Source organism: Meiothermus taiwanensis WR-220 (genome assembly GCF_003568585.1).
Classification (GTDB): Bacteria; Deinococcota; Deinococci; order Deinococcales; family Thermaceae; genus Meiothermus; species Meiothermus taiwanensis.
On sequence record NZ_CP021130.1, the window covers coordinates 45,310 to 55,502 of the forward strand.

At 63.9% G+C, this 10,193-nt stretch carries 11 protein-coding genes; 4 read left to right on the forward strand and 7 right to left on the reverse strand.

The window, feature by feature from the left end; all coding sequences use genetic code 11:
• The first annotated feature begins 24 nt into the window (after window positions 1-24).
• The 3 genes from MTAI_RS00255 (at window position 25) to MTAI_RS00265 (ending at window position 2,922) form a co-directional block, all read left to right on the forward strand.
• Window positions 25-1,071 carry an agmatine deiminase family protein gene (locus MTAI_RS00255; RefSeq protein WP_027888893.1) on the forward strand — a complete coding sequence of 349 codons (1,047 nt, stop codon included), beginning with the start codon at window positions 25-27 and terminating at the stop codon, window positions 1,069-1,071.
• Window positions 1,068-1,949, forward strand: coding sequence for an N-carbamoylputrescine amidase (gene aguB / locus MTAI_RS00260; protein ID WP_027888894.1), 882 nt, complete (start codon window positions 1,068-1,070; stop codon window positions 1,947-1,949). The genes MTAI_RS00255 and aguB overlap by 4 nt, the downstream gene beginning before the upstream one ends.
• A 202-nt stretch (window positions 1,950-2,151) precedes the next feature.
• Window positions 2,152-2,922, forward strand: coding sequence for an SDR family NAD(P)-dependent oxidoreductase (locus MTAI_RS00265; RefSeq protein WP_027888895.1), 771 nt, complete (start codon window positions 2,152-2,154; stop codon window positions 2,920-2,922).
• A gap of 7 nt (window positions 2,923-2,929) precedes the next feature.
• Here the strand turns inward: MTAI_RS00265 and MTAI_RS00270 are convergent, their stop codons facing one another.
• From MTAI_RS00270 to MTAI_RS15140, 6 genes are all read right to left on the reverse strand, one after another.
• The gene (locus MTAI_RS00270; protein WP_027888896.1) at window positions 2,930-3,208 is read right to left on the reverse strand and encodes a DUF4160 domain-containing protein; all 279 of its coding nucleotides are present in this window, start codon (window positions 3,206-3,208) and stop codon (window positions 2,930-2,932) included.
• A 152-nt stretch (window positions 3,209-3,360) separates the two neighbouring features.
• Window positions 3,361-3,852, reverse strand: a complete 492-nt coding sequence (locus tag MTAI_RS00275; RefSeq protein ID WP_027888897.1) for an NUDIX hydrolase — start codon at window positions 3,850-3,852, stop codon at window positions 3,361-3,363.
• Window positions 3,853-3,862: 10 nt separating this feature from the next.
• On the reverse strand, window positions 3,863-4,600 hold the full coding sequence (locus MTAI_RS00280; RefSeq protein WP_043982070.1) for a zinc ribbon domain-containing protein: 738 nt from the start codon (window positions 4,598-4,600) through the stop codon (window positions 3,863-3,865).
• A gap of 53 nt (window positions 4,601-4,653) precedes the next feature.
• Entirely contained in the window at window positions 4,654-5,175 is a 522-nt protein-coding gene (gene nrdR / locus MTAI_RS00285; protein WP_027888118.1) for a transcriptional regulator NrdR, read from the reverse strand.
• 273 nt (window positions 5,176-5,448) lie between these two features.
• Window positions 5,449-6,168, reverse strand: coding sequence for an SDR family NAD(P)-dependent oxidoreductase (locus tag MTAI_RS00290; protein WP_027888117.1), 720 nt, complete (start codon window positions 6,166-6,168; stop codon window positions 5,449-5,451).
• A 55-nt stretch (window positions 6,169-6,223) separates the two neighbouring features.
• Window positions 6,224-8,830: an HD domain-containing phosphohydrolase gene (locus MTAI_RS15140; RefSeq protein ID WP_241768713.1), complete on the reverse strand. Its 2,607-nt coding sequence runs from the start codon at window positions 8,828-8,830 to the stop codon at window positions 6,224-6,226.
• A 243-nt stretch (window positions 8,831-9,073) separates the two neighbouring features.
• On the opposite strand from MTAI_RS15140, the gene MTAI_RS00305 reads away from it, so the two are divergent.
• Window positions 9,074-10,036: a GNAT family N-acetyltransferase gene (locus tag MTAI_RS00305; RefSeq protein ID WP_027888116.1), complete on the forward strand. Its 963-nt coding sequence runs from the start codon at window positions 9,074-9,076 to the stop codon at window positions 10,034-10,036.
• Here the strand turns inward: MTAI_RS00305 and MTAI_RS00310 are convergent.
• Window positions 9,993-10,190: a hypothetical protein gene (locus tag MTAI_RS00310; RefSeq protein WP_027888115.1), complete on the reverse strand. Its 198-nt coding sequence runs from the start codon at window positions 10,188-10,190 to the stop codon at window positions 9,993-9,995. The two genes, MTAI_RS00305 and MTAI_RS00310, sit on opposite strands and share 44 nt — an antisense overlap.
• Between the last annotated feature and the right edge of the window lie 3 nt (window positions 10,191-10,193).

The window sequence follows — 10,193 nt, forward strand, 5'->3', positions numbered from 1 at the left end:
TCAACCTGCTATACTTTTGGCTTTGTGGAGAACCTCACCCCCCGCGCCCTGGGCTTTGGCATGCCCGCCGAATGGGCCCCGCACGCCGCCACCTGGACGGCCTGGCCCTACGACGACGAAAAATGGCTGGGCTACTTAGAGCCCGTGCGGCAGGAGTTCGCCGCCTTCGTGAACACCCTGGCCCGCTTCGAAACAGTGCACCTGGTAGTCCACGACGAAGAATCCGAGCGCGACGCCCGGCAGCGGCTTTCGGGCCCCATTCACTTTCACCGCATCCCCCACGACGACCTGTGGTTGCGCGACTCAGGGGCGATTTTTGTGACCCGCTATAGCCCCCCCGCCACCGAGGTGGCCGCCGTGGGCTGGGAGTTCAACGGCTGGGGCGGGAAATACCCAGCCCAGCAGGACAACCAGATGCCCCAGCACATGGCCCGCCTCCTGGGCATGGGGCTGTTCGAGGCGGGCATCGTGATGGAAGGGGGGAGCCTCGAGGTCAACGGCCAGGGGGTGGGCCTCACCACCCGCCAGTGCCTGCTCTCGCCCGAGCGCAACCCCGGCCTCGACGAGGAGGCGCTCGAGGAGTATCTGCGCCAGTACCTGGGTATCGAGCACCTGATTTGGCTGGGCCGGGGGCTCGAGGGCGACCACACCGACGGGCACATCGACACCCTCACCCGCTTCACCTCGCCCCATACCATCGTCACGGCGGTCTGCCCAGACCCCGACGACCCCAACCACCGCCCCCTGCAGGAGAACCTGGAGATCCTGCGGAGCCTGGGCGGGTTTCGCATCGTGGAGCTGCCCCTTCCCAAACACCCGCTCTGGCTGGACAGCGAAACCCGCCTCCCCCTCACCTACGCCAACTTCTACATCGCCAACGGGGCCGTGCTGGTGCCCATCTACGGCGACCCCCACGACGAACAGGCCCTGGAAATCCTGCGCCCGCTCTTCCCCGGACGCGAGGTGATCGGGCTCAAAAGCCGCTACCTGATCACCGGTGGGGGCAGCTTCCACTGCGTGACCCAGCAGCAGCCCGCCGGTACCATCTGGCCGGGGAGGGAGACCGCATGACCAAGCTAGCCGTTGTTCAGATGTCCATGACCGCCGACCGCGAGCAGAACGTGGCCAAGGCCACCCAGATGGTGCGCCAGGCCGCCGCCCAGGGCGCGCAGATCGTGCTGCTGCCCGAGCTTTTCGAGAGCCTCTACTTCTGCCAGGTCGAGCGGGAAAGGTTCTTTGCCCTGGCCCACCCGGTCGAGCACCACCCTTTTCTGCCGCACTTCCAGCAGCTGGCCCGGGAGCTAGAGGTGGTGCTGCCCATCTCGTTTTTCGAAAAAGCAGGGCAGGCTTACTACAACAGCCTGGCCCTGATCGACGCCTCGGGGGAGGTGCTGGGGATTTACCGCAAGTCGCACATCCCCGACGGCCCCGGCTACGAGGAGAAGTACTACTTCAACCCCGGCGACACCGGTTTCAAGGCCTTTCCCACCCGCTTCGGCTATGTGGGGGCCGGCATCTGCTGGGATCAGTGGTTCCCCGAGTGCGCCCGCAGCATGGCCCTGCTGGGGGCCGAGATCCTGCTCTACCCCACGGCCATCGGCTCCGAGCCGGCCGAGGCCGGCGGGGTGGATACCAAGGATATGTGGCAGCGGGCCATGATCGGCCATGCGGTCGCGAACCTCTGCTACCTGGCGGCGGCCAACCGGGTGGGCACCGAGGTGGTGGAGGGCCACACCCAGACCTACTACGGCTCCTCCTTCATCGCCGACTACATGGGCAACAAACTGGCCGAGGCCGGCCGCAGCGAGGAGACCATCCTGCTGGCCGAGCTCAACCTGGAGGAAGCCCGGGCCTTCCGGGCCGGCTTTGGCTTCTTCCGCGACCGCCGGCCCGATCTATATGGCCCCCTCCTGACCCTGGACGGCAAAACCCGTCCCCCTCGGTCTTGAAGGCCGTATCCTCGAGGCTCATCCCTCCGAGCCGGTGACGATTCGGCATGGGCAGCCATCAGGCATTTGGCCAGGATTCTGCGTGGGAGCCGTAGCTGGGCATGCCACCCAAAGCTCCTACCCGCCTCCTGCATAGGAATCGGGGCCTTTTGAAGGCATGCAGGTTTTACGAGCCGCAAAACACCCTGGCTTTGGATAAACTTTGAACATGTTTCACGGCAAAGTGGTTCTGGTCACCGGCGCCGCCCGGGGGATTGGGCGGGCCATTGCCGAGGCTTTTGCGAAGGAGCGGGCTCTCCTGGTTCTGTGCGACGTGCGGCCCGAGGGCCTCGAGGTGGCCAAGCGCCTGGGGGGCTTGTTCGTCTACGCCGATCTGGCCCAGCCCGAGCACCGCGAGCGTTTTGTGGAGCAGGCGGTTAAGCAGTGGGGCGGGGTGCACGTCCTGGTCAACAATGCGGCCATCGCGCCGCCCGGTTCGGCGCTCAAGGTGGGGCTGGATGACTGGCGGCAGGCCCTGGAGGTTAACCTGACCGCTCCCATGCACCTCTCGGCGCTGGCCGCTCGGGAAATGATCAAGTGTGGCGGGGGGGCAATTGTCAATGTGGCCAGTGTGCAGGGCCTTTTTGCCGAGCAAAACAACGCGGCCTACAACGCCTCCAAAGGGGGCCTGGTCAACCTGACCCGCTCCTTGGCGCTCGACCTGGCCCCCATGAACATCCGGGTCAATGCGGTGGCCCCGGGGGCCATCGCCACCGAAAACGTGCTGGAGGCCATCCAGATGTCCCCGCACCCCGAACTCACCCGCCAGGACTGGGAAGACCTGCACGCCCTGCGCCGACTGGGCCAGCCCCAGGAGGTCGCCCAAGCGGTGGTGTTCCTGGCTTCCGAGAAGGCCAGCTTTATCACCGGCGCGATTCTGCCGGTAGATGGCGGCATGACCGCCAGCTTCATGATGGCGGGCCGGCCGGTTTAGCCAGCGCCTACTGTTCGTGCAGCAGCAGCTCGCCGCTGGGCTTTTCGCCCTCGGTGCCCCGGACGTTGGCCCAGTGTTTGAGCAGCTGGTCGCGGGCGTCCAGAATGGCCTGCTGGATGCGGCTCAGTTCAGTGCGGGAAAAGCCGTTGTTGGACTGCAAGGCCAGCGGCTGCAGCGAGAACTTGGCCACATGCCCCTCGTGTTTGACGCAGACATAGGGGGGCTCGAGGTTATAGCCCGAGTTGACATAAAAGCGATACTGTCCCGAACGGTGAATAGTAATCATACAGGCCCGACTCCTCCCTTAATGTGACAAATAACCGTAAATAGAAAGGACGACGTAACGCTATAGTAACAAAAAGAAGCCCCGCCGGTATGAGATCGGGGTTAATATCGGCACCCAGGGCAACAGCAGGGTTCTCGCCCCCCACAGGCCGGCTAACGGCTAAACGACCAGGAGAGTACCTGGCCCTCGCGGTAGGGCATCACCCCATGAAAAGGCCGTGGGTCGGTATCGAAAACCAGCGGCAAGAAGTACCGGTCGCCCGGCCACATGGGCAGCTCCTGGCGCAGAATTTTTTGGATGGGCACCCAGTGGAGTTCACCTTCGTTGTTGGTTGGGTAGGGGCTGCCTGTCCAGGCTGTAATCAGAAAGATAAAACCAAACCAGTCCTCGCCTTGCCGGCCAAACCCCGGCCAGGAGATGGTGCCGCGCAGGTGGAGTTCCAGCGCAGTAAGGCCGGACTCTTCCAGGATTTCCCGCCGCATGCCCGCCACCACGTCCTCGTGGGGCTCGAGCTTACCACCCAGGCCGTTGTATATCCCAAAAGCCGGATCCTGAGGCCGGGCGTTGCGGTGCACCAACAACACTTCCTGTCTGTCTGGCGATAGAACGAAGCCCAGGGTAGCCAGGATGGGGGTATAGGGCATACGAACGCGGCTACTCGCCTTTCCAAAGGATGCGCCCGCAGGAGGGGCAGCGCACCACCTTGCTGGCCTGGTGAACCTGCTGGGCCACGTGCATGGGGAGCTGCACATTGCAGGCCGTGCAGCGGTAGCCACTGCCAGCTTTAGCCATTTTGGTCAGACCGGTGCCTTTGCGGGCCCGGCGGATGGACTCGTACTCCTTGACGATGGCGGTGGGGATGGTGGCTGCTAGTTGGTCGCGGCTGACCTTTTTGGACTGGTATTCGGCCTCGAGGGCATCCACCCGCGCTTGGTTGGCTGTCTCCAAAGCCTCGAGCTTAGGCCGGGCTTCTTCCATCTGGGCTTTGACCTGGGCCAGTTCCGCCTCCAGCTTCTCGATCTGCTCGAGCAGCGGCATAATCTGGCCGACGATATCCTTGTTGTTGCCCTCGAGGTCTTCAATCAGGCCCGACAACTGGCGAATCTGCTCGCCGTACTGGGTCTGCTCTTTAGCCCCGGTGGCCTGGGCCTGGGCCGCTTTGGCTTTTTCGCGCTTGCTTTTGAGGTCTTGCAGCTCGAGGTCAACCTTGTTATAGGCCAGACGCACCTCGCGCAACTGCTCCTGCAAATCGCCCAGAGAAATTTCCAGTTTCCTGAAGTGCTCACGGGCCTGGGCCAGCTCATCGGGAACGCGGGATTGATCTTCGCGAATCTGGTCAAGCTCGAGGTCGCGTTCCTGCAAACGGTTCAACTCGGCCAGCGGGTCACTCACACCTATAGTCTAACACCGTCCAGCGGGCCATGGGCCAAATAACCCCATTGTGCTCAGACCGTTCCTAGCTTGGCCTCATCGGCCAGGTCGGGTGTTTCTTCTTCCGTCTTTTGGGCTTTTTTGCCCTTGCCTGGCTTGCAATCCAGCTTGCGCACCTCTTCAATAAAGTTCTCCAGGCTGTCGAACTCGCGGTAAACTGAGGCGAAACGGATATAGGCCACCGGGTCGAGTTCCTTGAGGAAGGCCAGCGAACGCAGCCCGATCTCCTCGGAGGTAATTTCCATCTCCTTGACGGTATCTTCGAAGCCGAAGGCGAACTCCTGCAGCACCTCCGGATCGATGGGCCGTTTTCGAGCAGCCAGGCTCAGGCCGCGCAGCAGTTTGTTGGGGTCGAAGGTCTCTTTACGCCCCGAGCGCTTGATGACCAGCAACGGCTCTACCTGGGCCCGCTCATAGGTGGTGAAGCGGCGTTTACAGGCCGGGCACTCCCGGCGGCGGCGAATTACCGAGCCCTCGTCGGAAGGACGCGAGTCCAGCACGCGGCTATCGGGGTTCCCACAAAAAGGACAGTTCATCCGATTGGGGTCTGGGGTGCTAGAACCCCTGGGTGAGTCCCGACATGAGATTGTCCCCAGGCCGCCCTCAGGCGGCCACACCCGCTCACCTCCTTTGCGGTATGACCTTCGATGGCTTCGCACCCACCCTGTGGGATGGCCTTAGAAGGAGCAGATACATTGCCCAGAGCGCAGGCGCGATGGGCATGGCCGCCGGGCGCTGTGCGCCTGACCTGTGTAAAGCGGCCCGGATTGGGAGGATGTCTTCTCAGCATCGTCTTTCCTCGGAAAGCCCTATGGCAGCTCCCTCAATAGATCGTAGATCTCTGGTTGGTGGGGCGGATCGGGCAACAGAACCTCCAGGAGCTGGCCCCGCACCCCCTCTGAAACCATCGAGCCCAGCGCAACAGCTACCCGTACCAGGGATCGGTCGTGCTCCTCACCCACCGGGTCGCGGCTGGGGATGACCCCGTTGACCCGCACATTGGTGGGGAAGACCCGGGTGGCCCCTTCTATCAGGCCGGCCACCGCACCGCGAATGGCGGCCACATGCGGCTGTTCGCGCTGCAAGGGGGGGAGTACCAGGGTGACGAACCCCCCCCCGCTCAAGTAGCGCAGGCCCTGCTGCAACACGTACAGGCTCGACTTTACATCGGCGTTGAGCAGATCGTACCACTCGGCCTCTAAAAGTTCGACAAAGGGGGTTTTGCTCTCAGCGCTGGTTACGTGGACAATCCCGTCCAGCATCCCAAAGAGTTCCTCGATTTTCTCGAAGGTGTTGATCACATCCAGCACCACCGACATATCCCCCCGGATGGGGATGGCCGGGGCGCCGAGCTGCTCAACCTCAGAGGCGATGGCGGTCGCCATCTCCACATCGGGATCTACCGTGATAACCGTGGCCCCGTTGCGGGCATAGGAACGGGCAATGGAGCGTCCAAAGCCCCGCCCTGCCCCGGTGACCATGACGATGCGCTGCTCCAAGCCTAGTAAATCTCGTGAAAATTCGACCATTGGTTTTCATCATAGCGCAAAAAGCCGTGTGGCGCGTAACGAACCTACCTATGCCTCAGTCGGCGGCCTGCGAGGCAGCGGCCTCGAGGCCCTGGGTTTTGAGGAATATCTTCACCAAGTTTTGGTCGAGGTGCCCGCTCTGGGCGCTGCGCCAAAGCTCCTGGGCGGCTTGCTCCGGCGACAGGGCGGTTTTGTAAGGTCGGCAGGAGCAAAGGGCATCGAAGACATCGCAGACCGCAAAAATACGAGCTGCCAAGGGGATGTTTTCTCCGGCCAGGCCATCGGGGTAGCCCCGCCCATCCCAGCGCTCGTGGTGGTGTCGCACAATCTGGCGCGCTACCAGGGGCACAAAGGGCAGGTTGCGTACCAGGTCGTCCCCCAGATGGGTATGGGTTCGCATGGTGCAAAACTCCTCGAGGGTCAGTTTGCCGGGTTTGAGCAGGATGGCATCGGGAAGGGCAAGCTTGCCCACGTCGTGCAAATAGGCCCCCCAGCGCAGGTCGCGCAGCTCGGTTTCGCTCAGGCCCAACGCCCGGCCCAGCTGCTCGACCAGGGCCGCGACCCGGTCGGTGTGTCCGGCAGTCTCGCGGTCCCGCGCTTCCAGGGCCAGACCAATGGCCCGCAAAGCCCCTTCATAGGCAGCCTCGAGCTGCCGGGTGCGTTCCAGGCGCAGGAGCAAAGCCCCCAGAATCTGGGCGGCCCCCTCCAGCAAGCGATCCTCCGCCGGGCCCCAGCCCGGGCCGGGTTCCAGCCGCATCAGGGCCAGGGCCACCTTCAGCTCTGGCTCGTTGAGCACCGTGCGCAGGTACATGCTGCGTATACCCACCCTGGCATACGGCTTTAGCAGAGGGTGCGCTGCGGTATCACCAACCTGGAAGGCCTGCTCCTGGGGGATTAGGTTAACCAGAGGGTGCTCGAGGGGCAGGGGCTTCTGCAAAAACCCCCTGGCTCCGGCCCCTAGATGGCCCGTCAACCAGCGCAGGTGGTATCCATCCGGCTCCTGCACCCCCAGGGCAATCGCGTCGGCGTGGCCCATCTGGCGAATTTTCTCCATCGCCACAGGCAACAAGGCCGCATCGTTATCCCCCAACATCTGTGAAAGTTCGAGCAGGGCGGTTTTTTCGGCGATTTCGGCCTCGAGGCTCTCGGCGGCCCGCACGCGTTCCAGGGCGTTGGCGGCGATGTTGCCGATGATTTGCAGCAAGCGCACGTCGCGCTCGTGGTAGGCCCGCTCGCCGTTGCGCGCAGAGATCAGCACCCCGAGGGGCTGGCCCTGGGAGTTGAGCAGGGGGATTACAATCTCCGAGTAGGCCCCTGGGGGGTGCTTGAACTGTCCGTAGGCCCGCGGATCGAGGTGGGCCTGATCCAACCAGATGGGTGCGCGGGTCTCGATGGCCGCCCAGCCCAGGCCCCATCCCTTGGGCACAGGGGTGTCTTTGATCTCCAGAAACATCCCGGCAGCCGCATAGCAGCGCTGGTGTTCACCATCGGGATCCAGCAGCAGCAGTGCGGCATGCTCGGAGTTCATCAGGCGGATGGTCTCGTACACCAGCCGCCTGGTGATCTCACTGGTGCCCTTGAGTCCCCGCAAGGCCCCGCTCAGGGCTTCGATGACCTCGAGCTCGCGGATCCGGGCCTCGAGTTCACTCTGCTGACGGTGCACGGCCAAAAGCGCCCGAACCTGTTGGGCGTACTGCCGGGCCACCTCAATCGACCGGCAGTCGAAGGCGCGGTCGTGAAAGGCGTCGAGGTTGATCTCCGCCACCACCTCGTCGCCTAGCAGTATGGGCACACAAAGGGTCGAGCGGATATGCTGGATCCGCTGGCGGCTGGCCTGGTTCAGACGCTCATATAGCCGATAATTGGCCGTCTGGGTGGCCCAGACTCGCCGCAAGTCGGCATGGTTGGCGATACGGGGCTGCCCCCGGCGCCACTGCAAAGGGTCTCCATGCCAGGTCATCGCTTCGTGCACGCTGCTGCGCAGACCCAAAACGCCTTCGCCGAAGCCCTGCTGCGCCACAAAGACGAAATCGGCCCCCTGCCGTAGGCGGATGCTACCGGCCTGGGCACCGGGCACCACCTGCACGGCCGAGGCCAGGAGCCGCGACCATAGCTCCGCCTCTGAGCGCTGGGGGAGTGCTGCCATGGTATCGAGCAGGGCCGAGTACACCGACTCAATCGACTCGCTGCGCTGCTGGTGTTGAAGCGCCGTGAGGTAAAAAGCCAGCAGGGGCCCGGCCGATATGGCCTGCAGCAAAAACCCCAGCACCAGCCTGTCCAGCCCCTCCTGGGTCGCCGCAAAAAGCAGCCCGCTGTTGATCAGCGCCAGCAGCGGGAGCGCCACGGCCAGGGCCCGGATAGGGTCTTTGGGGGCCAGCCGTGGGTAGAGCCAGCGGGCCACCCCCCCTCCCAGCAGCAACGCCAGCCCCAGAGCCCCCAGGTGGCCGGCCACGGCACCGCTCGTTGATGGTAGTGGGAGGCCCAGCGGGCGTAGCAAAAGATCCATGCCCAGGAACAGCCCGCCCAGCAAGAGCAGGCCCCGCCAGGTTTGGTGCCAGCGCGTTGGCTGCTCGAGCGCCACCAGCAGCAGCCCCACCTGCAAGGTAAAAAGGCCGAAGTAAAGCCCGGGAAACCAGGTGCTCGAGCAGACCAGAAGGCCCACCGCTCCAAGAAGCGTGTAAAAAGGCGTATGCCCCAGACGCCCTCGATGGCTAAAAGCAACCACCAACAAGGTGGTTAAGAGGCTTGAGATGACCACCCCCCACATCCACACAGCGGGCCTAGCATATCCACCCAGCCCCCACCGCTTCCGGACATTTGCACCAAAAGAGACCCCGCTGCGTTACGTGTGGAAATCGGCGGTGAGGGGTATTCCCTGCTACATTGTCAGAAGGAGGCATCGTTCATGCAGATTCGGCCTTTCTCATTCTCGCCCGCCGATTACCAGACCTACGCTGCGGTGCGGCGCGCCGCCCACCCCGAAAGCCCGCTCGACCTGGCCGGGCTCGAGCACCTCGATCGCACTCGAGCCCAAAGCGATGTGCTGGCGCGTTTTGTGGTTGAAGTAGGGGGGGAAGCCGTGGGGGTGCTGGAGTACGCCACCCCCTACTACGACCCCAGGCCGGGGGTGCTCGAGGTGCAGTACTACCTGCACCCTCGCTACCAGGCCCTGGAAAGGGCTTTATGGCCGTTTTTGCTCGAGCGCGTTGCCCCTCACCAGCCCCAGATGTTGCAGGCCAGCGTGCGGGAGGACTGGCCCCAGTACAGCTTTCTAACCGCCCAGGGCTTCGCCGAGGTGGAGCGCCGCTGGGTTTCGGTGCTCGACCTGGCCCACTTCGACCCCACGCCCTTGGCCCGCCCCCTGCCGCCGGGCCTCACCATCCAGCCCCTGAGCGCCCTGCCCTGGCAGGAGGAGGCCTTCCAGCGCGACCTGTACGCCCTGGAAATCGAGCTGCTGGGCGATGTGCCCAGCGCCCAACCCATCACCCCCTGGCCCTTCGAGCTCTGGCAGGAGCGCACCTTCCAAGACCCCAACCTGCTGCCCGATGGGTTCTTCCTGGCCCTCGAGGGTGCGCACCTGGTAGGGCTGACCATGCTTTTCAAGTCCCACCGCCCCCAGACCCTGCAAACCGGCCTGACCGGGGTGCGCCAAAGCCACCGCCGGCGGGGCCTGGCCCTGGCCCTCAAGCTGCGGGCGGCGGAATTCGCGCGGGCTTATGGGGCCCGCTACATCCGCACCTCCAACCACCAGACCAACCGCCCCATGCTGGCCATCAACGAGGCCCTGGGCTTTGTGAAGGAGCCGGCCACGGTGCTGCTGCGCCTCAGTCCCGCACCCCAAAAACCCGGCCAATCAGGTAGTCAATGAGCAAAAACAGCACCAGCAGCATCAGCAGCGCCCCCCACCAGGGGGTGTTGACCCAGATGAGAACCAGGGTGCGCTCGAGCAGTTTGTACAGGATAAAACCAAACACCACCGTGGTCACAATAGCGGCCAGCTTCTGGCGGGTCTTTTGGCTCACGGT